The 23,647-nt window shown below is 36.2% G+C and carries 20 protein-coding genes; 11 read left to right on the plus strand and 9 right to left on the minus strand.

Going from position 1 to position 23,647, the window contains the following annotated elements:
• The first annotated feature begins 427 nt into the window (after positions 1-427).
• Entirely contained in the window at positions 428-2,563 is a 2,136-nt protein-coding gene (locus I2F31_RS02580; RefSeq protein WP_195767941.1) for a TonB-dependent siderophore receptor, read from the plus strand.
• A gap of 58 nt (positions 2,564-2,621) precedes the next feature.
• Here I2F31_RS02580 and thiM read toward each other — a convergent pair whose 3' ends face one another.
• The 4 genes from thiM to pdxR all read right to left on the minus strand — a co-directional run bounded on the left by thiM (position 2,622) and on the right by pdxR (position 6,952).
• Positions 2,622-3,437, minus strand: a complete 816-nt coding sequence (thiM, locus tag I2F31_RS02585) for a hydroxyethylthiazole kinase (protein WP_195767940.1) — start codon at positions 3,435-3,437, stop codon at positions 2,622-2,624.
• A gap of 18 nt (positions 3,438-3,455) precedes the next feature.
• On the minus strand, positions 3,456-4,613 hold the full coding sequence (locus tag I2F31_RS02590; RefSeq protein ID WP_195767939.1) for a hypothetical protein: 1,158 nt from the start codon (positions 4,611-4,613) through the stop codon (positions 3,456-3,458).
• Between the two features lie 114 nt (positions 4,614-4,727).
• Positions 4,728-5,189 (minus strand): NUDIX hydrolase, encoded by a 462-nt coding sequence (locus I2F31_RS02595; protein ID WP_195767938.1) that lies wholly within the window; start codon positions 5,187-5,189, stop codon positions 4,728-4,730.
• Positions 5,190-5,512: 323 nt separating this feature from the next.
• Entirely contained in the window at positions 5,513-6,952 is a 1,440-nt protein-coding gene (gene pdxR, locus I2F31_RS02600) for a MocR-like pyridoxine biosynthesis transcription factor PdxR (RefSeq protein ID WP_195767937.1), read from the minus strand.
• 84 nt (positions 6,953-7,036) lie between these two features.
• Between pdxR and I2F31_RS02605 the strand changes: the two genes are divergently transcribed.
• From I2F31_RS02605 to I2F31_RS02635, 7 genes are all read left to right on the plus strand, one after another.
• Positions 7,037-9,439: a glucose/quinate/shikimate family membrane-bound PQQ-dependent dehydrogenase gene (locus I2F31_RS02605; RefSeq protein WP_195767936.1), complete on the plus strand. Its 2,403-nt coding sequence runs from the start codon at positions 7,037-7,039 to the stop codon at positions 9,437-9,439.
• Positions 9,440-10,211: 772 nt separating this feature from the next.
• Entirely contained in the window at positions 10,212-12,818 is a 2,607-nt protein-coding gene (pepN, locus tag I2F31_RS02610; RefSeq protein ID WP_195767935.1) for an aminopeptidase N, read from the plus strand.
• Between the two features lie 30 nt (positions 12,819-12,848).
• Positions 12,849-13,271 (plus strand): zinc ABC transporter substrate-binding protein, encoded by a 423-nt coding sequence (locus tag I2F31_RS02615; RefSeq protein ID WP_195767934.1) that lies wholly within the window; start codon positions 12,849-12,851, stop codon positions 13,269-13,271.
• Positions 13,268-13,975: an amino acid kinase family protein gene (locus I2F31_RS02620; RefSeq protein ID WP_195767933.1), complete on the plus strand. Its 708-nt coding sequence runs from the start codon at positions 13,268-13,270 to the stop codon at positions 13,973-13,975. The genes I2F31_RS02615 and I2F31_RS02620 overlap by 4 nt, the downstream gene beginning before the upstream one ends.
• 48 nt (positions 13,976-14,023) lie before the next feature.
• Complete coding sequence (locus tag I2F31_RS02625) at positions 14,024-14,584, plus strand: GNAT family N-acetyltransferase (protein ID WP_195767932.1); 561 nt, start codon at positions 14,024-14,026, stop codon at positions 14,582-14,584.
• A 54-nt stretch (positions 14,585-14,638) separates the two neighbouring features.
• Entirely contained in the window at positions 14,639-15,169 is a 531-nt protein-coding gene (locus I2F31_RS02630; protein ID WP_195767931.1) for an isochorismatase family protein, read from the plus strand.
• 115 nt (positions 15,170-15,284) lie between these two features.
• Positions 15,285-15,845, plus strand: a complete 561-nt coding sequence (locus I2F31_RS02635) for a lipocalin family protein (RefSeq protein WP_195773400.1) — start codon at positions 15,285-15,287, stop codon at positions 15,843-15,845.
• Between the two features lie 4 nt (positions 15,846-15,849).
• Here the strand turns inward: I2F31_RS02635 and I2F31_RS02640 are convergent, their stop codons facing one another.
• Positions 15,850-16,746 (minus strand): LysR family transcriptional regulator, encoded by an 897-nt coding sequence (locus I2F31_RS02640; protein ID WP_195767930.1) that lies wholly within the window; start codon positions 16,744-16,746, stop codon positions 15,850-15,852.
• Between the two features lie 105 nt (positions 16,747-16,851).
• Between I2F31_RS02640 and I2F31_RS02645 the strand changes: the two genes are divergently transcribed.
• A complete protein-coding gene (locus I2F31_RS02645; RefSeq protein WP_195767929.1) occupies positions 16,852-18,114 on the plus strand; it encodes an MFS transporter in 1,263 nt (420 codons plus the stop codon).
• A 585-nt stretch (positions 18,115-18,699) separates the two neighbouring features.
• A complete protein-coding gene (locus I2F31_RS02650; protein ID WP_213014785.1) occupies positions 18,700-19,227 on the plus strand; it encodes a VOC family protein in 528 nt (175 codons plus the stop codon).
• 440 nt (positions 19,228-19,667) lie between these two features.
• Here the strand turns inward: I2F31_RS02650 and leuE are convergent, their stop codons facing one another.
• The 3 genes from leuE to aceR form a co-directional block, all read right to left on the minus strand.
• Positions 19,668-20,324 carry a leucine efflux protein LeuE gene (gene leuE / locus I2F31_RS02655; RefSeq protein WP_195773401.1) on the minus strand — a complete coding sequence of 219 codons (657 nt, stop codon included), beginning with the start codon at positions 20,322-20,324 and terminating at the stop codon, positions 19,668-19,670.
• A gap of 78 nt (positions 20,325-20,402) precedes the next feature.
• Positions 20,403-21,386 carry a transaldolase gene (gene tal, locus I2F31_RS02660; RefSeq protein ID WP_195767926.1) on the minus strand — a complete coding sequence of 328 codons (984 nt, stop codon included), beginning with the start codon at positions 21,384-21,386 and terminating at the stop codon, positions 20,403-20,405.
• Positions 21,387-21,456: 70 nt separating this feature from the next.
• Positions 21,457-22,353 (minus strand): HTH-type transcriptional regulator AceR, encoded by an 897-nt coding sequence (gene aceR, locus I2F31_RS02665; RefSeq protein ID WP_195767925.1) that lies wholly within the window; start codon positions 22,351-22,353, stop codon positions 21,457-21,459.
• Between the two features lie 90 nt (positions 22,354-22,443).
• On the opposite strand from aceR, the gene aceI reads away from it, so the two are divergent.
• Positions 22,444-22,866, plus strand: coding sequence for a chlorhexidine efflux PACE transporter AceI (aceI, locus tag I2F31_RS02670; protein WP_195767924.1), 423 nt, complete (start codon positions 22,444-22,446; stop codon positions 22,864-22,866).
• Between the two features lie 70 nt (positions 22,867-22,936).
• Here the strand turns inward: aceI and ahpC are convergent, their stop codons facing one another.
• Positions 22,937-23,500, minus strand: coding sequence for an alkyl hydroperoxide reductase subunit C (gene ahpC / locus I2F31_RS02675; protein WP_195773402.1), 564 nt, complete (start codon positions 23,498-23,500; stop codon positions 22,937-22,939).
• Positions 23,501-23,647: the final 147 nt, after the last annotated feature.

Genomic DNA, 23,647 nt, shown 5'->3' on the forward strand with positions numbered 1-23,647 from the left:
TAAAATGTTTTAAAAAAGAGGTTTTTCAATGCATTTATACTGTAAAGACTTTTTATATCTCTAAAATAAAGTTGTCGTATATTAACGCAATATTGTAGCCATTATTTATTTGAAATTTTAATTGATTTTAGCTGAAACAGCCTATTTTTCTATATGACTTTTCTTTAGATATCTAAATTTTTTATGATTAAGCCTGTATTAATGATTTAGAACCCATGGTTTTATTCCTTCCAAATCTTATGTGAAGAAAATATTATTTAAATATAAATTGTATTTTGATGAAAAAAGTCATAGATAATAAAAAATAGTTGATTAAAATTCATTTAGGTTTACCTATATTGTAAATCGTCCTCTTTACGTCACGTTTGCGTATATACTTTTAGTACAAAAACACACGTCTCACCCAAGCTGAATTTAGGCCATAACAATGAACAGTTTAATGCAATCTATGCATTGGAAAATGTGGGGATATTCATCAATACTTCTTTTATGCCCAATTATTTCGACTCATGCGGCACAAGAAGTACAGCAATTACCATCTATTGCTGTCAGTAGTGATACTTCAAATACGTCAGATTATGCCACTATAGAGACCCAACTTACAGGGTTTGATGGGCTTGCACTACAGCAAATACCTGCATCATTAACGAGTATTACTGCCTCGATGATTGCCGATCAGCATGCCAAACTTTTAACAGATGTGGTTAAAAATGATGCATCTGTTGGAGATGGTTATGCAGCCATTGGGTATTACCCAAACTTTATGGTCAGAGGTTTCTCTTTAGACACAGCATCAAGCTACTTGATCAATAATAATGTAGTACGTGGTGAGCAAAATATTGCTTTAGAAAATAAAGAGCGAGTTGAGATACTCAAAGGTATTTCTGCAATACAAAGTGGTATGTCTACACCTGCGGGTGTGGTCAATTATGTCACCAAACGTCCTAAAGAAGTTAAAACGGTAACTTTTGACTTAGACCAATATGGTGATCGTACAGTATCTACAGATTTAGGTGGCTTTGCTGGTACACAAGATCAGTTTGGATATCGTTTAAACTTAGCTCAAGAGCGTTTACACCCTTATGTAGAGCATAGTAAAGGTGAGCGTTACTTTGGTAGTTTGGCTTTAGATTGGAAGATGAGTCATCGGTCGAGTATTGCGTTTAACATTGAGTCACAACGCCAACAACAACGCTCTGTTCCTGGATATCAGTTATTAAATGGTCAGACTGTGCCACAAAATATTGATTGGTCAAAATTGCTTGGCTACCAAAGCTGGAGTCAGCCAGTTACCAATAAAAGTTTAAATACAGATTTAACCTATAGTTATCAATGGTCTAAGCATTGGAACGCGAGTTTAACGGCATCACGTAGTAAAGTCGTGATTGATGACTACTCAGCGTTTCCATATGGTTTTTATGCCAATGGCGACTATGATGTCTATGACTACCGAAGCCCTAAAGATACCTATGTGACGAATCAGGTCAAAGCACAGCTTGAAGGTAAATTTAATACAGGTACCTTCAATCATCATACTGTATTTGCATTGTCTGAATTAGAGAAATCTCGTACTCGTTATAAGGGTATTAATGAGTATGTGGGTACAGCCAATATTTATCAAAATAACACTGACTTTGAACCTTCTGCAAAAAACAATTTAGGTGCACGTTATAAGTCGTTAGACAGTAAACAACTCAGTTTATTGGCTTCAGATTTGATTGACTTAAACAGCCAGTGGTCTGTGCTATTGAGTGGCCGTTGGATTCATTTAGATGAGCAAGCGTATAAAACCAAAGGTTTAGTTCGTTCAACTAAACTTGATCAGTTTCTACCGCAAGGGGCGATCATTTATAAGCCTTCAACAACAACGACATTATATGCAAGTTATGCTAAAGGGTTGTCTGATGGCGGTACTGCGCCGTGGTATACCAATAATGATGGTGTGACTTTAGCACCTCGCCACGCTACACAGTATGAGTTGGGGCTTAAACAACAATTGGATCAGGCATTATTTACTTTGTCTATTTTTGATTTAAAACAAGATAATCAATATAGTAGAGCTAATACAGATGGGTCCTTGGACTTTGTGCAAGAAGGTAAACAACATAATCGTGGCGTAGAGGCATCTATAAGCGGTCAAGTCTTTGATCGTTTGGATATGAGCACGAGTGTAAGTTATACCAAAGCACGTTTGCAGAATGTGAGTGATGTCAGTTATCAAAACCATCAAATACAAAATGTGCCTACATGGCGTTTTGCTACATATCTGTCTTATAAATTACCTGTGTTAGATGATCGTATGCGTTTGCTTGCAGGTATGCAAAGTAGCTCAGCTAAATATGCCAATAGAGCGGGCACAGTGAAAGTGGCAGGCTATAGCGTATTTAATGTAGGAGCTGTTTATACCGCTAAACCTTTTGGGTACGATACCGATATTCGCTTAAATGTAAATAATGTATTTAATAAGCAATATTGGCGAGATGTAGGTGGGTTTATGGGGGATGACTATATGTTCTTAGGTAATCCTAGAACAACGCAGTTGTCTGTGACACTACACTTCTAAGCACTTGATTGTGGTTTAAATACCCCCATTGCCATTATTGGTCAATGGGGGTATTTTTTTATACAAAATCAATCTGCATATATTGTTCAAGCTTTGTGGTATTTAATGTATGTAATTCATCTAAGAAAGCCACATTAAAGCTACCAATACTTTGTGATTTTTGTGCTGCAAGTTGCCCTGCAATTGCAAAGTGTACATGTGCAGCTATAGTCGCTATTGCAACAGGTGCGACAGCACAGTAGGCTGCGATTAAAGCACCGAGTGCACACCCTGTTGCCGTTACTTTAGGCTGTAATGCACTGCCACCACTGACTTTAACAATGTGTGGTAAGTCATTTGAGACAATAAAATCTACTTCACCTGAGATGGCTACACATGAAGTAAATTTAAGCAATGCTGTTGCGCTATGGTAGGTATCAGCACTGTTTTGTGTACTGTCTACGCCTTTTGCTGTGGTTTCATCACCTGTTAAACAAGCAATTTCAGAAGCATTACCACGAATGACGGAAGGTGTGAAGTTCAGCAACGACTGGGTCATTTCACTACGCCATTTGAGAATACTACTGTAGCCAACTGGATCTAATACCCAAGGCACACTTTGCTGATGAGCTGTTGCTGCTGAAATTTTAATGGATTGCATTTGTTCAGATGTAGGCGTACCTAAATTAATGCTTAATGCACTGCTGACTCGAGTGAAACTTTCTGCTTCGTAGGGATTATCTACCATTGCAGGCGAAGCACCACAAGCAAGCAGTGTGTTGGCTACATAATTCGCTGCTACAGTGTTGGTAATGCACTGGACTAAAGGTGTTTGTTGCTGTAGCTCGCTCCAAGCGTGTATGACCTGTTTTTTTAAATCATTGATTGTTGTCATGGGAGTACCTTAAATCATTTATTGGGTAAAATAATGATCTCTATGTTTGCACTGACGACAAATCATAGAGACATAACTTTGAGCATCGTATTCAATATCTAGTTCATTTGAGCCACAATGCATACAACGTTTATCTGAATAAAACCCTAAACGTGGGGAGATTTTTCGCCATAAGTGCCATATGGGCTGGCTTAGAATCTTTTGGTCGTAATTTAAAAACTTAAAGTAAAGAATTTCTCCCATTTTATGAAAAGGCAATTGCTCAGGGCGGGGGAGGTTAGGTGTTTCCCAATGCTGTGATATTGCACGTTCACGGTACTGTATAACGGTTTTTTTGAGCCGGTGAGTATTAATAAACCCATCATTACGAGTTTCTAGCACATTTTTTTCACGTAGGTAAGAGAGTGCGGTATAGACTAAGTGAAAAATTTGTTCAACAGCCAGTTGATCTAAGAGTTGATAACATAATTGTCTAAACGATGCATGGCCTGCAATTTGTATATTCCACGGTTTACAGATAAACATACAAAATTGGACAATCTCTTGGTAGAGCATTAAATAAAGCACATCTTTGACTTCGTTGCTATGCTCAAAAGGTACGCCTTGACTTAAATTTTCATAAAACCATGCTCTTAGCTGATGAGTGATACTAAACAAACTAGGTTCAGTATATCCATCTAAACGTACATTAATATAGTAGGTGTGACAATCATCTTGCTGTTCGATCAGACAAAGAATATCTTCTTTTTCTAGTTGTTTAATTAAGCTATTTTGAAAAGCAATATTCGGTGAAATAGGTGCATACTTTAACTGACTCCAGTCGATAAATTCTTTGTGCTCGGAGTCTTCACGTATGTTGTCGTCAAGGATTGCCAATAAAAACAGTTTATGTAAAAAAGAGAGTTGCTCTAAGCGGGGAGTGTTGCGGTCTTTGAGTTTCTTTTTTTTGTATTCTTGAGATTTGGTTTCTTTTAAAATATTTTTACGCTGTTTGGTGCAGCGTTCACAGTGGCAAGTGAAACGGTCACTTTGAAAAACACGGTGTTGGCAATGGCTACATTCGTGAAAGTTAAACTCTTGTTCAAGTTGTTCAGCATCGACCCAATACATTGCCGCTTGGCAGAGTGGGCATAAGGTACTGCTATCTAATTGTTTTTTGATGACCTGAATAAACACAAAAAACGACTCTTACTTGAATAGGATTTAAGTATACAAGCCAAACGAACATAAGTCAGTTTGATTTACTACTTTTATGTGAAATTGTGATGTTTTATCATCCATCAATAGAGATTAAACCTTAAAGATATCTGGAAAGTGATGACTGAGTATTTGTGGAATATTATCTGGAAAAACGGTTTCTTGCGTATTTTTAAGTTGTCTTAAACACCACCATCTTTGTTGTTTTATCACTTGTTTTTCATGCTCAGTCCAGCGCTCTTCTTTTATTTGATGATCTTTTATAAAAACCACAAAAAATTGTTCATCCGCGATCACAGTCTCAGAGCTTGGGAGTTGCATTTCAAAACTGCGTGTGGTGATGCATGGTCCAACATCATTGATATTCAGCCCTGTTTCCTCTAATAGCTCTCTACAGGCTGCTTGCTGAAAAGTTTCCCCTGTTTCTACGCCACCACCAATCGTTGCCCAATAACTTTGTCCTGCTAAAGCGTCAGCTTTATGAGAAAACTTAAAGAGTAGTATTTCTAGATTTTGATTGATTAACAAGATTCTTGCTGATTTTCTAATACGCATATAGATAGCTCGTTATTTGTAAAATGTATAGGTTGGACTGATCAATGAGCCATGGTCATTTGATTTTAAGTCATATGTTTATGTCTAGAAACCTCATGTTTTATTTGAGCCTAAGTCTCTTTTTTGAAATATCAAAATGATGTATTTGTTTTTCTGACATACTCCACCTAATAGATTACTTTCAGAGACATTTGTGTATTTAAGTACTCTTTAATTTGTAAGAGAAAAGGTTATCCTTAGATCCTATTGTTTTCAGATGAAGTCCTCCTTTTCGATTGCATCATGTGAAAGGATTATGTGCTATATACAGGTAACCTCTCAATTTAAGATCTTATTGATAATGCTAAACGAGCTACAGCATTTTCAGTCTCTTTTATTGTTGAAAAATTATTAAATCCTAAAATAAGCCCTGGTTTACTTGAACTATTCTTTATATACCAATTACTTAATGGTTCTATACTCAATCCATGGCTTTTTGCTTTCATGGCAATCTTAATGTCATTCATATTGTGCTTTAAATGGGCTAAAATTTGAATACCGCCAATTTGTGGCTTGATCTGAAGGTCGTCTTCTAATTCTATTAGCGCCTTTTTTACATAGTCATATCGCAATGCATATGATGAACGCATTTTTTGTAGATGACGCAAAAAATATCCCTGATTCATAAAGTCTGCCGTGGTAGCTTCGTACAGCGTAGAACCTAGTACTCTACAATATGATGCCGAGTATTGAAACTGACTAACTTGTGATTTAGGTACGACTAGATATGCTAGCCGTAACCCAGGGAATATCACTTTACTGAATGTACCAGCGTAGAGCACACGATCATTTATATCTAAGCTCTTTAAAGCTGGTAATGGACGACCGTGGTATTTAAATTCACTATCGTAGTCATCTTCTATAATCCATGAGTTTTGTTGGGTTGCCCATTCTAATAACTCCAAACGCTTAGCCAATGATAATGTAACTCCTGATGGGCTTTGATGTGTCGGAGTGACAACAGCAAAGCGAGCATTTAAGCCAATTTTTTTCCCTAGTGATATATCAAGACCATCACTTTCAACATGAACTGGCAATAACCTCATTCCTGAATGTTCTAAAAGCTTCCTTGCAAAAGGATAGCCAGGGTCCTCATACCATCCTAGGTCTCCATGCTTCAATAATGTATGACAGATCAGCTGTAGTGTTGCAGAATAGCCAGTTGTAATAAAGACTTGTTCTGCAGTACAAGAAATTCCACGTGATATGCCCAAGTAATTTGCAATTTCTTGCCTTAAAGGTTCATATCCATTTGGATCAGTTTTTGCCATTATGGTAGTTTCTAGCTTATGCAAATTATTTTTTAGCAATCTATTCCATGTTTTATTGGGGAATAAGTCAAATGCTGGAATACCAATTTGGAATGGTGAAATTTCAATCTCTCTCCCTTGTGAAAAAAAATTATTTTTTTCATGAGATTTTATAATTGTCTGTTTACTGATTTTTGGAATCAAGCTCACTTGTTTTGAAACAATCGTTCCAGCAGCTCCATGCGTCGTAAAATAGCCCTCACTAACGAGCATTTCATAGGCCTGTTCTATCGTACCTTTTGCAATATTTAATTCATTGGCCAAGCTGCGAACAGAAGGCACTCGATCTCCTGGTTTAAGATTTTCTGTCGCAATAGCCTCTTGGAAACGATAATAGAGCTGTCTATAAAGCGGCATTTCATGCTTATTGTTTATATTGAAGTGACTTAAGTCTAGCTTTATGTCATATCTCATTCTTTAATTCTTGTCCCTACTAACTAGGTCAATACTACCTTAAATTGGTCAACTTTATTTAAACAATTGTACTAGAGGAAGACAATGGAGTTGTCATCAAGGGATATATTACTTAATAAAGTTATTGCCTTTATTTTTATTTTCATTGGTATTGTCGTTTTAGCCAGTGGTATATATTTAATAGTTTTAGGTGGCTCCTATTACTATTTAATAGCAGGCTTAATGTTCTTAGTAACTGGATTCATGTTAAGTCGTCAATCTAGTTTGGCTTTTTTGAGTCATGCACTACTTATGTTTGCTACGACATTATGGGGTTTATGGGAAGTAGGTTCTGACTTTTGGGCATTGGTTCCTAGAGTTGATGTTATCGGCGTTTTGGGTTTAATCTTATTTTTACCGAGTATATCTAGAGTAAGTAGAGGTCAAAAGAAAAAATACTACTTTTGCTTAGCATCTACGCTAATATTTACAATACTTACTTTAATTTATTCAATCTTTAATGATCCACAAGAGGTATCTGGTAAAGTAGAGAATACGCAACCAAAATCTATGAGTAGTCATTCTGGGGTAGCTGATGAAGATTGGCCAGCTTATGGTAGAACACAAGCAGGTCAACGATTTTCTCCGCTTGATCAAATTAATGATAAAAATATAAAAAATTTAAAAGAAGCATGGGTGTTACGTACAAAAGATTTAAAAACTGCAGCTGATCCAGTTGAAATCACTAATGAAGTTACACCAATCAAAATTGGTAATAACATGTATATATGTACGGCGCATCAAAAACTAATAGCTATTAACCCCGAAACTGGGCAAGAAAAATGGCAATTTGATCCTAAACTGAAGTCAGATATAAGCTTCCAGCATGTTATGTGTAGGGGGGTGTCTTATTTTGATCAGGATAATACATCTGAATTTGAAACAAGCCTTAAAAACAATCACTCTTCCTCTATTCAATGTCCGAAAAAAGTTATTTTACCTGTCAATGATGGTCGCCTTATTGCTGTAAACGCAGAGACTGGACAGCCTTGTACAGATTTTGGAAAAAATGGTGAAGTTGATCTACAAAAAGATATGCCTTATCCATATCCTGGTGGATATAACCCAACATCCCCTCCAATTGTAACGGGTACTACAATTATTATCGCAGGATCAGTAACTGATAATTACTCTACTAAAGAACCATCAGGGGTAATTCGTGGATATGATGTAAATACAGGTAAACTACTTTGGGTATTTGATACGGGTGCTAAAGATCCAAATGCAATACCAGCATCTGGACAGACATTTGTTAATAATTCACCAAATGCTTGGGCACCGTTATCTTATGATGAAAAAGCAGATATCGTATATATTCCTACGGGATCTGGGACGCCAGACGTATGGGGTGGAGATCGTACTTCATTAAAAGAGCGTTATGCGAATTCTATCCTTGCACTTAATGCATCTACCGGCAAGCTTCTTTGGGCTTTCCAAACAACTCATCATGATTTATGGGACATGGATGTACCAGCACAACCAACATTAGCTGACATAAAAGATAAAACAGGAAATATTATACCAACAGTATATATTCCAACTAAGACTGGAAATATTTTTGTGCTGAATCGATATACTGGTCAGCCTATTACACCGATTCATGAGCGCCCAGTTCCTCAATCTGTCAAAAAAGGGCCACAGACAAAAGGTGAGTGGTATTCAAAGACTCAACCGTACTCGGATCTAAATTTAGCACCAAAAGAAAAGTTAACAGACAAAGACATGTGGGGAGCAACCCTGTTTGATCAGCTATATTGTCGTATTTATTTCAAAACATTAAATTATGAGGGTAACTATACACCTCCATCAGAAAATGGGACTTTAGTATTTCCTGGTAATTTAGGAGTCTTAGAGTGGGGAGGTATATCAATAAATGTAGATCGTCAAATTGCAACGATGAATACATTAGCACTTCCATTTGTAAGTAAATTGATTCCAAAAGACCCGAATAGAAAAGAGGAAAAAGTAGGGTCAAGCAGTGAGCATGGTATAAGACCTATGTATGGCATACCTTATGCAGCATCTATAGGCCCATTTTTATCTCCATTAGGATTACCATGTAAACAACCGGGCTGGGGATATATTTCAAGTGTTGATTTAAAAACAAATCAAGTAATTTGGAAAAAGCGTGTTGGTACAATTAGAGATAGTTTACCTAAAATGTTTCAACTCCCTCCTTTAAAAATAGGTGTTCCAGGTTTAGGTGGAGCGATATCTACAGCTGGAAATATTATGATTCTAGGTGCAACACAGGATAATTATATTAGGGCTTTTAATGTCACGACAGGGGAGCAATTATGGCAAGCTCGACTGCCAGCTGGTGGGCAAGCAACACCAATGACATATGCGATTAATGGTAAACAATATATCGTCATTATGGCTGGTGGGCATGGATCTTTTGGAACGAAAATGGGTGATTATTTAATTGCTTATACTTTAGATAAATAAATGTTTCTATTTATGTTTAACATTCTCCTATTTTTTAGATTGGGGGGGATGTTAAATATATCCAGCCATGCTTATTTTGAAATGAATTTGTTCAATAAATTTTATTCATGCTATTAAATAGAAAAACAATTCAACGAGTTTAACCCTTATCACAGATAAGAATATCGTTGAAAAAATCGGTGGCTAGAGCCATTTAAGAAAGTTACGACACCACCTTAAATAAGCTCTAGCCACCATGCATGATATTACCGCTTTAATTTGTATGCTAGATGATTTTTTATAAAATTTGAGTCTATCTATTGGAATTTTCTAAAACAAAATACACGCTTCAAGCGAATACGACCATACAAAGCTTAGCTTGTCTAAAATCATATCTATCGCAATCTATTATAAGGGCTCCTAATTTAAAGCCTTTTTCTTTGTATTAAAAATCATCAAAGGCCATACTTTAAGGCATTATTCTGTTACCAATGTATCAGCTCTTCCATAGCAACAAATTGATCATTCAAAAAGTGAGTGATTCGGCTTGAACAGGATTGGGGGTATTCTATAAATAATTCATGTACTAGTAGGCAATATAATAAAAATGAGTGCCAAAAAACATATTCATTAATTTGAAACTATATGGCATGATTTTTGTATAAATGCACAAATCGAAGACACTTGATCAGTGATCTATTGAATTTTTGATGTTATTGCCTCATTAATGACAGTATATAACGACAATACTTAACAAAAGATGGTTAAGTTGGTGCAACCAGTAGGATCGAATATGAACATAGCGGCAAATCCTGTAGTACAGGCAGATGAAACGATTTACCTAAAAGACTATCAAAAACCAACATATTTGGTTGAGTCAGTTCATTTAGACATACAAGTCTTTGACGATCATACCATTGTAAACAGTACACTACACATGCAACGCCAAGCTGAAGGACCATTAGTATTGCTTGGTCGTGAGCTTGAGCTGAAATATGTAAAAATAAACGATGATGTGCTAAATGAAACACAGTATCAGCTAGATACAGAGCAACTGGTGATCTTAAATACACCAGAGAAACTAAAGCTTGAAACATCAGTACATATTCATCCAGAAACAAACACCATGCTCGAAGGGTTATATAAAGCAGGTGATTTATTTGTGACACAAAATGAACCTGAAGGTTTTCGTAAAATTACCTTTTATCCAGACCGTCCGGATGTACTGTCTGTATTTACCACACGTGTAGAAGCTGATAAAAAATACCCAATCCTACTTGCCAATGGTAACTTATTAGAAAAAGGTGAAGTGAGTGCCACACGCCATTATGCGATTTGGGAAGATCCAACCAAAAAACCTGCGTATTTATTTGCTTGTGTGGTCGGTGATTTAGCTGTACTAAAAGATCACTATGTGACGTCTGAAGGCCGTGATGTGGCTTTAGAGATTTATGCGATTGAAAAAGATATTCCTAAGTGTCACATTGCGATGGAAGCCTTGAAGCACTCTATGCGTTGGGACGAAGAGCATTACGGACTCCCATATGATCTAGACAACTATATGATTGTTGCTGTAAGCCAGTTCAATATGGGTGCAATGGAAAATAAAGGTTTAAATATCTTTAATACATCGTGTGTATTGGCTGATGAAGAATACACCACAGACGGTGCGATTATGCGTGTACAGTCGGTGATTGCACACGAATATTTCCATAACTGGACAGGGAACCGTATTACATGTAGAGATTGGTTTCAGTTGTGCTTAAAAGAAGGCCTAACAGTTTTCCGTGATCAATCTTTCTCGGAAGATTTACAATCGGCGGCTGTACAACGTATTGATGATGTATCTGTATTAAAATCACATCAATTTCCTGAAGATGCAGGCCCATTATCACATCCACCACGCCCAGATCACTTTGTGGAAATTAATAACTTTTATACTGCAACTGTGTATGAAAAAGGTGCTGAAATTAACCGTATGATGGCTACTTTACTGGGTAAAGCTAAATATCGTGCAGGGACTGATGAATACTTCCGCCGTCACGATGGTCAAGCAGTCACAGTAGAGGATTGGATTACTTCATTATCGGCAGGTTCTGGTGTTGATTTATCTGCATTTTTACGTTGGTATAATCAACCGGGTACGCCGACATTACAAGTCAAAGCTGACTATGATGCCACGGCGAAAACATATCAACTCAGCTTTAAACAAAGTTTAAAAGCAAACGCAAAATACCCTGACTTAAAAGCTGTTCCAATTCCTGTTGCAGTCGCATTGTTTAATCCAAATACTGGTGAACAATATACATTGCATTCAAATGACTTATTTGAAAACCATGTACAAGATGGTATGTATTTATTTGACCAAGATGAAGCAAGTATTATTTTTACAGAGGTAGAGCAAGCACCTGTAGTATCTCTCCTGCGTAATTTCTCTGCACCTGTGAACTTAGTATTTGATTATTCTGATGATGATTTGGCATTTCTAATTCAGCACGAAACCAATGGTTTTAACCAATGGCAAGCAACTCAAACTTTACTCGAGCGTATTTTACTTAATGGGCATGCTGCACACAGTTATATTGATGCCTTAAAACATACGTTACCTGCATTGGTGAAAAAAGATCCGTTATTAGCATCTCGTTTGCTTGATGTGCCATCTGAAAGTTACTTGGCGAGTCGTATAGACAGTAACTATTCACCAGAACTGGTGAAAACCGTTCGAAGTCAATTAACTCAAACAGTTGCTGATGAAATGGGCGCCTTTTGGAAAGAGACTTACCAGTCACTAGATCCTGCAAAGCAATCTGAGTTTTCGCAAGCCATGGGTGAGCGTGCTTTAAAAAATATTATGTTGGGCTATATGGCAACCCAAAAAGACAAAGATGTTTTTGACTTGGCATTTGCACAATTTAGTGACAGTAAAAACATTACTGAGAAATTGGGTGCTTTAAAAGTCTTAGTTTGGCATGATGCACCGCAAGCGACAGATGCTTTAGCAACGTTCTATACACGTTTTAAAGGTGAACCTTTAGCACTTGATCAGTGGTTTATGATTCAAGCGGCTCATCCAAACTTAACAGAAACACAATTAAAAGCTTTGGCGACACATCCAGATTATGATTTGGGTACACCGAACCGTATTCGTGCGGTGATTGGTGGGCTAAATAGCCGTCCTGTAAATGCTTGGAGTTTTGGTGTACAACACGCAATTGAGTTGGCAAAGTATTTAGATGAGAAAAACCCAATTATCGGTTCTCGACTATTACAAGCATTGTCACGTTGGTATACATTGACAGAGCCGAAAAGATCTGAAGTATTGCAGGCGTTAAAAGATGTGCAACCAAGTATCCGCTCAAAAAATGTGTCGGAAACACTCAGTAGCATATTGAACGCATAAGCGAAGCTTTAAAAACCGTATCACAAAGTGATGCGGTTTTTTTTAATTAAACTAAAAATAAGTGATGATGAATTACAACTTTCAGAATATGAATATATTATTGTTGGCGGTGGTGCTCTAGCTGTCAGAAATATGAGAGAGATTTTTGATATAGATATTGTGGTAACGCCAAAACGATTTGAAAAATTAAAAAATGATCCTGCTTGGATTTATAAGATACGTCCAAATGGCAAGCCTAAATTATATAATCACGTGGCTAAAATTTACCTTGATGTAAATACTGAAAGTTTCTCACTAAGCACCAATGAATTATTTAAGCATGCCGATATTTTTCATGGGATTCAATGTATTGATTTATACAGGTTAGCTGAATTTAAAAAGCACTATGGACTAATGTATGCGACATTAGGCGAGGTATATGATCTATTCAATACAAAAAGGAATAATAAATGAATAAAAAATCTATTCTAGGTTATACAGATTATCATTTTGACTGCATTGTTAAATTTGGAGGAAGTTTATTACTAGAAAGTAATAAAATGCACAGTGCTATTCAATCTTTAGAACTGTGCAGACAGCACGGTAAAAAACTATTGGTGATACCTGGTGGAGGGCCAACAGATAAAACCATTGAAAGTATTAATACAAAATTTCCATTGTCTCCTGAAACGCATCATGCAGCCTGCGCAAGAACTCAAGATCAAACAGGGTTGTTAATTTGTGATAAAGTTTTTAGCCAATGGTTACGGCCATGTACAACTCTGTCCGATGCTCGGCATATCTCAGAGGAAGGATTTATTCCAGTACTACTGCCATCACAAATTATTTTTGCCATGGACCCTTTTGAAAAAACTTGGGACATTACATCTGATGGTATAGCAGTTTGGTTTGTATGGGTTGTTCAGGCACCAATCACGATGATTTTAACCAATGTTGATGGCATATCTCCTATAAATACAGACTTTTCAAAAGCGACACCTATTAAAAATATCTCAGCACAAGACTTACTCAAATTAGGCCATACTTCTGTAGATCGGTGTGTACCAGACTTTATTTTAAAACGAGGTGGTAAGGTTTGGGTTGGAAATGGCTTTTATGAAGATCGATTGTATAAGGCTTTAATTGGAGAGGATGTTTTGGGGACTTTTATTTTTTAATAGGTACTTATAAATTTAAGGTAATGAATAACAAGGAATTGATTTACAATGATAAATTATGCTGATCTTTCTTTAGAATTAATCACTGAGTTTCAACTGAGCCAAGAGACAAAAAAGCAAATAGCAACCTTGTTACAAGTTGCATTTCCAGAAGAAGACTTTCATGGTCGGCACTATTTTAAACAACTTCCACATAGTCGATTATTATTGAAGGACCATAATCAATTAATTGGTCAACTGGGTCTAGATTTTCGAGTGATGACACTGAATAAACAGCCGATGAATGTGTTGGGGGTCATTGATTTTGCAATTATGCCAAAGTTACACAACCAAGGTTTAGGTACATTCTTAATGCAATCTTTAATAGATCAAATGTCAGTGTTTAGCCACAACATTGATTTTTTGTTTTTAGTGACACAAAAGCCTGATTTTTATGAAAAGTTTGGTTTTAGATTAACCAATCAATATGTGAAATGGCTCGTCACAGAAGAGCATATTAATTACGGTATGAAAGAAGAACATATTGAAGATTGTTTGATGTATAAACCGTTGGGTGACAAGGAATGGGTTGAAAATAGTGTGTTAGAGATGATGGGGTATTGGTATTAATAAATATAGAGTAATCAATTAATCTTAAGTGATATTTATTTTTCGGAGGTATGTGTGAGTAGAGTATTACTGATTATAGATATGCAAATTTTTATTGAAGAAAGAATACAAGCGGGGCTTGGTTTTTTCCCATCAAATGCTATAGATAATATGGTGCATATACTGAATAAATTTAGAGAAAATAATGAACATATTATACATATCATGCATGAGACTCTCGAAGAGGGAAGTCTCTTACATAAAGAGGCAACATCTTACCCAATAATTTATAAGCTCCGAAGCCAAGGAAGAGAGCCTATTTTTATTAAAAATACGTCGTCTGCATTTGTGTCGACAGATCTTGCTGATTACTTAAAGCAAATACATGCCAATGAAATTATTGTCATTGGTGGGGTGACAGGCTTCTGTGTAAATTCAACCGTTCGACACGGTGCTGATTTGGGTTTTAATATGTGTGTGGTTCAAGATGCAACGATCAGTTTTGATTTAGCAGGTGATGGTGGCGATGCAAAGACTATTCATAACATCACAATGTCTTTACTTGAAGCAGACTTTTCAAAAATAATATGCACTGAAGATATTTAATGGCTTGGGTCATCAAATTTGGATACAAAGCATAAGTATTTTTTAAACAGATTTATATCTGCATTTGAGATGTAATCATCTGAGTCCAACTGAGATATGATATGGAGCAAATCAAATGAAAAAAAGTAGTTTATTATTTGCAACAGTAGTTCTAGGCGTAGGGGTAGTGCTGTACCAAAAAAAGAAAAATAAAGCCGTTACAAATAGCCCTCAGGCGATTGATTATGTCGACCTTTCAAAATATCTAGGGCAGTGGTATGAAATTGCTCGGCTACCTAACTATTTTCAAAATTCAAAAAGCTATAATACCTCAGCAAACTATGTGCTCAACCCAGATCAAACCATTGCTGTAACCAATCGTTGTATAGATAAAAAAGGCCGTCACAAAATAGCTAAAGGTACAGCCTTTGTTCAAAATAAGGGTAATAGTCAACTTAAAGTCAGCTTTTTACCAAAATGTTTACAGTGGTTGCCCTATACAAAAGGTGACTATTGGATTTTACGTTTAGACGAAGACTATCAAACTGCACTGATTGGTGATGGTCAACACAAGTATTTATGGTTATTGGCACGTACACCAAATATTGCTGATGAAACGTGCCAATCTTTTTTAGATACAGCCATTGAACAAGGTTATGACTTATCATCACTGATTATGGGCGAGCATCGTTTATGATGTATTAAATTTGCTGATTAAGTAAGGTATGTAAAATACTCGAAAAGTTAATGGCAGGCTGACAGTGATAGTCATGTTGATGAGCCAGACCTAAACTCACTTTAGTGGTGTCGGGGTGTAATGGTTTGTATTGAATCCCTTTAATATTCACTTGTTGTGTGGTTTCTGGTACTAAAGATACCCCTAAATTTGCAGCGACAAGCGATAAAATCGAAACAATTTGTGGCGCACTTGGGCCAAATATCGGTTCAAAACCACTTTGTTTACAGGCGTTAATGGTTGCATCATGCAACCCTGCACTCACCTCATAAGGTGAAACAATAAATTTTTGGTCTTTGAGTGAGCTAAGTAAAATATATGGTTCGCCTGTGCATGGTGTATCTTCATGTAGCACAGCGACTAGGTTTTCATAAACAAGATGTTGAATACAAATATCTGAAGGGTAATTGTGTGGTGTTCGAATCACAGCAATATCTAATTCATTATTAGCGACATCATCAATCAGTAAGAGTGAATTGGCTTCTTTTAAAATTAAATTTACGTTGGGGTATTTCTTTTGAAAGGTTTGTATCGCTTTTGGGACGAGCGGATTTAAAATGGCTGTGCCCGTGAAGCCCAAACGCAATTCACCCATATCACCATTTGCAACACGTTGGGTTTGTTCCACTGCATTATTTAATTGTTCTTCGATTTGAGTAACAGACTTTAAAAAGACTTCGCCAGCAGGTGTTAAAGTTGCGCCTTGCGATGTGCGATAAAATAACTCGCTGCCAATTTCTTCTTCTAAGTGTTTGATTTGGATACTTAATGGGGGCTGACTAATTCCTAAAAGTTGTGCTGCTTTTGAGAAGTTATGTGTTTTTGCCACAGCCATAAAGTATTTTATGTGACGTATTTCCATATTTTAAAAGTATAGTTCTATGATGTCTAATATATTATACATATATATTTCAAATTGTTACCATATTTCCTATCTAATATATATTTTGTGACATTTAGGCACATCATGAAAACTCAGTCAGCGACAGATTCTCTGGAGCAAAGTACATCAACACCCATTCAAAACAACCGCCCTTATGAAGGTATTAGCTGTGGTACAACAGACTACCAAAAAGCTGGAATTTCTATTTTCTTATTGGGCTTTGCTAGTTTTTCCTTAATTTATTGCGTACAACCACTACTTCCTGAATTTACGCATGCTTTTGGCGTAACAGCAAGTACAAGTTCATTGGCACTGTCTTTAACCACAGGGTTTTTGGCATTTTCTATTGTGTTATCGAGTGCATTTTCACAGGCTTTAGGCCGTAAAGGGCTGATGTTTTGCTCTATGGGGCTGGCTGCATTACTCAATATCTTATGTGCAATCTCACCAAGTTGGGATTTAATGCTAGTGGCTCGAGCGGTTGAAGGGTTTATTTTGGGTGGTGTGCCTGCGGTTGCTATGGCATGGATTGCAGAAGAAATTAATCCAAAACATTTAGCACGTACAATGGGCTTATATATTGCAGGAACAGCCTTTGGTGGCATGATGGGTCGCGTAGGCATGGGCTTAATGACAGAATACTTTTCATGGCGAGTTGCTATGGGTATTTTGGGTGTAATTTGCTTTATGTGCTGTGTTGGTTTCTTTTTCTTATTACCTGCATCACGTAATTTTGTGGCGAAAAAAGGCATTAATTTCAGCTTTCACTCTCAAGCATGGGCAACACATTTAAAAAATAAAGCATTACTCATGAACTATGTGATTGGCTTTTTAGTCATGAGTATTTTTGTCACACTATTTAACTATGTGACTTTTAGATTATCTACTGCACCGTATACATTAACTCAAACCCAGATTAGCATGATTTTTCTATCATATAGTTTCGGTATTGTATCTTCGACACTTGCAGGCTATATGGCAGATAAATTAGGTCGTACACCGATTATGTGTTTGGGCTTTTTATCTATGCTAGTGGGTGCATTAATTACTTTAAGTGGGCATTTATTTGCCATTATTATTGGTGTTGCTTTTGTTGCAACGGGCTTCTTTATCGCACATGCAATGGCAAGTAGTAACGTCAGCTCAACAGCTAAAACCAATAAAGGCCATGCATCATCTTTATATCTGCTATTTTATTATTTAGGTTCAAGTGTTGTCGGCTCTTTTGGTGGTGTATTTTGGCAACATGGCGGGTGGCCTGCAGTTGTTGGGTTAAATATTGCGTTATCTGTTATTGCATTATTCTTAATTTGGCGAGCAGTTAAAACAAAAATATACGAATGGTAATATGTATAAAGAAGACCACAATGATGTGGTCTTCTTTATACGTTAAGACATAAAAATAGCCATGATATGACGGCATCTATGAGGTGTTAATTTTAGCTGTTTGTCTGAACATGAGCCCTCACGATATGCAATATATGTGTATCTAGTTAACCAGCTCAGTTTTATGTAGAAGGCCTGACTTAATTTAAAGCGATAAACAAAGAAGGATATATAACCCGAACCCTGTTTAAGTGGTTATTATCAGATGCTGTTTTATATGTTTTTTATTTAAGGGCATGATTTTTATTTACTCTATTACATCGTATACAAGATGATCCAAGCTAATCATTCAAGATTAAATGACTTAAAGTAGGTGCCTTAGCAGAGCTGTATATTGCTTAAATAGACCTAAATTTTTTATTTTAAAACAAAAGAAGAAATAGGTTTCAGGTTATATATTCTTTCTCTAGTGATTTTAGCAAGAAAAAAATAAACGTTTATGATTAAAAAATTTCGCTGATGTAACAGCAGCTACTTAATAAAACAACATAAAATCACTCAAATTTCTTATACAGTAGATTTAAAAGGCTTAATAAGAGAAATTTTATGGCAAATCGGCATTTATCAGTGGCTAGCTCATGTGACGATTTTGGTGAGTTACCTAGAGGTATTAATCATATTGGTGTGACGGTACCCGATCTAGAGCTTGCAACAGTTTTCTTTCAACAGGCTTTGGGGGCAAAATGGGCATATGATGGTTTGACCTCAGATGATGAGCCACGACAAGGAATCATTGTAGAAAAGCAGCTGAATTTACCTCAAGGGGCTAAAATTATTAAGCAACGTGTGTTTAGACTTGGCAATGGCCCAAATCTAGAAGTTTTTGAAATTAAAGCACCCACACAAAGACCCCCATTAAAACTCAATGACTTTGGAATTAATCATTTATCTTTGTATTGTGATGATATTGAGGCATGTTTGGCACGTATCAAAGCAGCAGGTGGTGTTGCGATTGATGAACTTCATGAAAACTCAAAACATGAAGATACTCCTAATAATGCCAGTATTTATACGTTAACCCCTTGGCATATGTTGATTGAATTACAGACGATTCCCAAATGGTTATTATTATGATGAACAAAGTGAAGCAACTGTGTGGTGTCCACAGCGTATATAATTTAAAGCTCTGGTTATATTTTTAAAATCTAATATAGCTTTAAAGGGCTTTTATTTCTGCGATTTAAAAGCATAAATTATATAAATGAGATGGATAGGTAATGTCAAATGAATCTTAATTGTATAAACCTCTCAATACTCTATGAAATATTTATAAAATAGTAGTTTTCCTTTTCGTGAAATAATGCCAGAGCAAAATAAACGCTTTATTATCGTTGTTATAAGGTGAAAATCTCTTTCAAGTTTATGAATTGAAATATTGTTCATTAAACAACCCAAAGCCTATCAGGGGCTTCAGGAATTAAATTCGCTTTTACAATAAAGAAAAGTTTGAGCAAGGACTACGCCACAGTGTCGTATTTAAAGCATATAAGCCAATGCACTATAGTAAAATTTTACTAAATGCTACTGAGTGCGAGTTTTATACCAAAACCAATAAATAGACAACCTACTGTTAAAATGGAAATACTGGTTAAACGCAAGTTCTTGGCAAAGTACCCTGAAAGTTTGACCCCAGAAAATATTAAGAGGGTTAAGTAGGTGATACTAATGGCTTCTAAAATAAGAGATAGGACCAAAAAGCTCAGTAGCGGTGAGTCATTTTTAGGGTCTACAAATTGAATGAAGAAAGACAAAAAGAATAAAATCGCTTTTGGATTAAGTAGACTAATGGTGAGTGCTGTTTTATAGGGTGTTTCTTTTTTATCGCTGACATCAAAGGCAATCGTTTCACGTGCAACAGGACGGTTTCGGTTTTTCCAAGTGGTTAAGCCATGCTTAATCAGTTTAATGCCAAGGTAAGATAAATAAATAGCTCCACCACTTTTTAATATTAAAAATAAAATAGGAAAGCTATGCAATAACGATGCTGCACCAAAAATAGTGGCTAAAATTAAAATGAAATCGCCAGAGATTACTCCTAAAGCAGCTTTATAGCCTGCTTTAATGCCATATTTTGAAGCAATAGACAAAATATAAAAAGAGTTTGGGCCAGGCAAAATAATAATCATGACTGTACCAATAATAAATGTAGATAGGTTAATGATACCTAGCACGGGCGACCTCTTTTTTTATTGAAATGAAAAACCGATACTGTAAAAGTATCGGCTTATGTATTGCTTATATTAAATGATTTATTTTTTAATTTCAGCACTTACACCTAATGATTGATGAAGTAGTTCACTGAGTTGTTCTCTTGCTTTAATAAAGCCATCAATACCAGATTGTAGTAATTGAAATGCCATAAGATCATGTTCTAGTTCATGTCTAAAGGTTTCCTCACTGATGGCTGTTGTTGCTTGTGGTGCAGTTGCCATAGGTGTAGTGAGTTGTTTTGCTACAACAGTCGTTTCTTTTTCAAGATCTGCTAAAATGCCTGGTGAAATGGTTAGAAGATCACACCCAGCAAGACCAAGTACTTGCGCTGTACTACGGAAGCTTGCCCCCATCACTTCGGTCGGAATACCATGTGTTTTATAGTATGTGAAGATTTCTTTCACAGATAGCACACCAGGGTCTTTTTCAATTGGATATGCAGATACATTCTCAGCTTTTTTATACCAATCTAAAATACGGCCAACAAATGGTGAAATTAATTTTACATTGGCATCGGCACATGCTTTAGCTTGGTGTAAACCAAACAATAGTGTCAAATTACAGTCAATACCTTCACTTTGTAAAATTTTAGCGGCTTGAATACCTTCCCAAGTTGAAGCAATTTTAATTAAAATACGATCAGATGATACGCCATAGCTTGCATACAGTGAAAGTAATTCTTTGGCTTTTGCCACAGTTGCTTGTGTGTCATAAGACAAGCTTGCATCTACTTCAGTAGATACACGGCCTTTAATGAGTTTTAAGATTTCTACGCCAAGTTTCACGGTCAAAATATCAATTGTACGCTCAATGAGTGCATCAGATGCATAACCTTCAGTTTTGGCTTGTGCATATGCATCTTCAATCAGTTGAAGATTTTGAGGTTGATTTGCCGCAGCAGTAATTAATGATGGATTCGTTGTTGCATCAAGTGGTCTAAATTGCTCAATTGCAAGTAAGTCACCACTGTCTACGACAACAGTTGTCATTTGATTGAGTTGAGACAAAGCAGATTCAGTCATACTGTATTTCATCATAGAGTCATATGTTGGGGCTATTTATACCATATTTGAGCAATTTTTTGATGACAATTCAGTGGCTATTTTGGTCAGCTCTTTGTTTCTTCACATAATTTATGAGGAATTGGCTTGCTACACCATGAGCATGTTCTTTATGCCAAACTAAATCTACAAAGTAATTTAGTTTTTCAGTAAAATTAATCACATTTAAGGTTTGAATTTTATCTTTGCGTTGGTCTATGTGTTGCAGTGATCGCAGTGGTAGAAAACCCCAGCCTAAACCCTCTTGAATCATAGAAACTGCCAAGTGATGTTGATTGGTACGCCAATATGTTTTAGAAAATAATAATTCAGGCTGAATCTTAAGTTGGCGACTCGTCACTACAATCTGTCTATATTGATCTAGGTCTTCTAAAGAAACTGATTTAAGCGAGGAGAGAGGATGATTTCGACTGACCACAGGAACAATACTTTCATGAAAAAGCTCTACAAAATTCTCTCTATAATCTAAAACTTCACGTTCAAATAAGAGTGAAAATTGTACCTGACCTTGCAGAAGCATTTGCATGGCTTCTTCTTGCGGTGCTGTAAATACATTAATTTCTAGGCTAGGAAAGGTCTGCTCTAATAATAAAATGTATTCAATCCACGGGGTGTAAATCAGCTCTGAAGCAATCACAATATTAAAATGACTTTCTAAACCCTCACTTAGTGCATGTGCATGTTGCTTCCACTGATTCATTTCGCTGAGTAAATAGAGTGTTTTTTGATACAAGCTATGTGCTGCAGGCGTAGCAATCGGTTCACGGCCTTGTCGGGTAAATAATTGCATATTTAAGTCAATTTCTAAATTTGCAATAGACATGCTGACAGCCGATGGAACTTTGCCAAGTTGTCTTGCCGCTGCTGAAAAAGAACCAGATTGCATGACGGCTTTAAAAATAAGAAGTTGTTCTTGGTTAATATTCATCTATCAATAATTCTGAAAGGTTCTAACTAGATATATCATTATTATAGAAATAAAATAAGTCATATTATAAATTTTAATAGGTTTTTTAGAATGTTTATTTCAAAACGTAGATTAATTCATGCACTCAGTTATGAAATTATTTTACTCATCATTATCGCTGTTGCACTGAGTATCTTTTTAAACATGCCCCTTGAGGTCACAGGTACGTTAGGTATAGTGATGGCACTGACTTCTGTGGTTTGGAATATGCTATTTAACTATATGTTTGAAAAGGCTGAACATAAATACAAGTTAAAAAGAACAGTTTTTATACGTATTTTACATGCGATTGGCTTTGAGGGTGGGCTAGTTTTAGCCACAACACCAATGATTGCTTATGCATTACAAGTCACACTGTTTGAGGCATTGGCACTAGATATCACACTCACATTGTGTATTTTAGTTTATACATTTGTGTTTCAATGGTGCTATGACTTTATTGAGCAAAAAATGATTTTAAAACAACAAGCATAAAAAAGACCGTTCAAATGAACGGTCTTTCAAATGAACGGTCTTTTTTTAATCTAGTTTGTAAGTTACAAAATTAGATTTTACCTACAAGGTCAATTGATGGTGCAAGCGTTGCATCACCTTCTTTCCATTTAGCAGGGCATACTTCACCTGGGTGAGCGTGTACATATTGAGCTGCTTTTACTTTACGTAGCAATTCTTGTGCATCACGGCCAATACCACCAGCGTTCACTTCAACGATTTGGATGATACCTTCAGGGTCAACAACGAAAGTACCACGATCAGCAAGGCCTTCGCTTTCAATTAACACTTCGAAGTTTTTAGAAAGCGTCCAAGTTGGATCGCCGACTAAAGGATACTCAATTTTTTTGATTTCTTCTGAAGTGTCATGCCATGCTTTGTGCGTGAAATGAGTATCTGTAGATACGCCATAGATTTCTACGCCAAGCTTTTGGAATTCAGCATAGTTATCAGCTAAGTCACCAAGCTCAGTTGGGCATACGAATGTAAAGTCTGCTGGATAGAAGAAAAATACAGACCACTTACCTTTAAGATCCGCTTCTGAAACTTCGACGAACTGACCATTTTTATACGCAGTTGCGTTAAATGGTTTAACTTCAGTATTAATCAAGCTCATAATATGCTCCGATTGATTATGGTTGGGTTTTAATAATTGGTTAAATGGTAAAAAAAATATCTTGTACGAGGAAATGGTATTTTTAAATAAAGACTATCGGAAAAATAAATCATTTCATATATAAAACCGATGCCAATAAAATACTGC

Source organism: Acinetobacter rathckeae (assembly GCF_015627125.1).
Lineage (GTDB): Bacteria > Pseudomonadota > Gammaproteobacteria > Pseudomonadales > Moraxellaceae > Acinetobacter > Acinetobacter rathckeae.

Coding starts and splice junctions, on each gene's coding strand:
- thiM (WP_195767940.1), bottom strand. CDS start 3,437: ATGACAACAATCAATGATTTAAAAAAACAGGTCATACACGCTTGGAGC.
- ahpC (WP_195773402.1), bottom strand. CDS start 23,500: ATGAGCTTGATTAATACTGAAGTTAAACCATTTAACGCAACTGCGTAT.
- pdxR (WP_195767937.1), bottom strand. CDS start 6,952: ATGAGATATGACATAAAGCTAGACTTAAGTCACTTCAATATAAACAAT.
- tal (WP_195767926.1), bottom strand. CDS start 21,386: ATGACTGAATCTGCTTTGTCTCAACTCAATCAAATGACAACTGTTGTC.
- I2F31_RS02605 (WP_195767936.1), top strand. CDS start 7,037: ATGGAGTTGTCATCAAGGGATATATTACTTAATAAAGTTATTGCCTTT.
- I2F31_RS02645 (WP_195767929.1), top strand. CDS start 16,852: ATGAAAACTCAGTCAGCGACAGATTCTCTGGAGCAAAGTACATCAACA.
- aceI (WP_195767924.1), top strand. CDS start 22,444: ATGTTTATTTCAAAACGTAGATTAATTCATGCACTCAGTTATGAAATT.
- aceR (WP_195767925.1), bottom strand. CDS start 22,353: ATGAATATTAACCAAGAACAACTTCTTATTTTTAAAGCCGTCATGCAA.
- I2F31_RS02640 (WP_195767930.1), bottom strand. CDS start 16,746: ATGGAAATACGTCACATAAAATACTTTATGGCTGTGGCAAAAACACAT.
- I2F31_RS02580 (WP_195767941.1), top strand. CDS start 428: ATGAACAGTTTAATGCAATCTATGCATTGGAAAATGTGGGGATATTCA.
- I2F31_RS02625 (WP_195767932.1), top strand. CDS start 14,024: ATGATAAATTATGCTGATCTTTCTTTAGAATTAATCACTGAGTTTCAA.
- I2F31_RS02595 (WP_195767938.1), bottom strand. CDS start 5,189: ATGCGTATTAGAAAATCAGCAAGAATCTTGTTAATCAATCAAAATCTA.
- I2F31_RS02650 (WP_213014785.1), top strand. CDS start 18,700: ATGGCAAATCGGCATTTATCAGTGGCTAGCTCATGTGACGATTTTGGT.
- I2F31_RS02635 (WP_195773400.1), top strand. CDS start 15,285: ATGAAAAAAAGTAGTTTATTATTTGCAACAGTAGTTCTAGGCGTAGGG.
- I2F31_RS02615 (WP_195767934.1), top strand. CDS start 12,849: ATGCGGTTTTTTTTAATTAAACTAAAAATAAGTGATGATGAATTACAA.
- pepN (WP_195767935.1), top strand. CDS start 10,212: ATGAACATAGCGGCAAATCCTGTAGTACAGGCAGATGAAACGATTTAC.
- I2F31_RS02620 (WP_195767933.1), top strand. CDS start 13,268: ATGAATAAAAAATCTATTCTAGGTTATACAGATTATCATTTTGACTGC.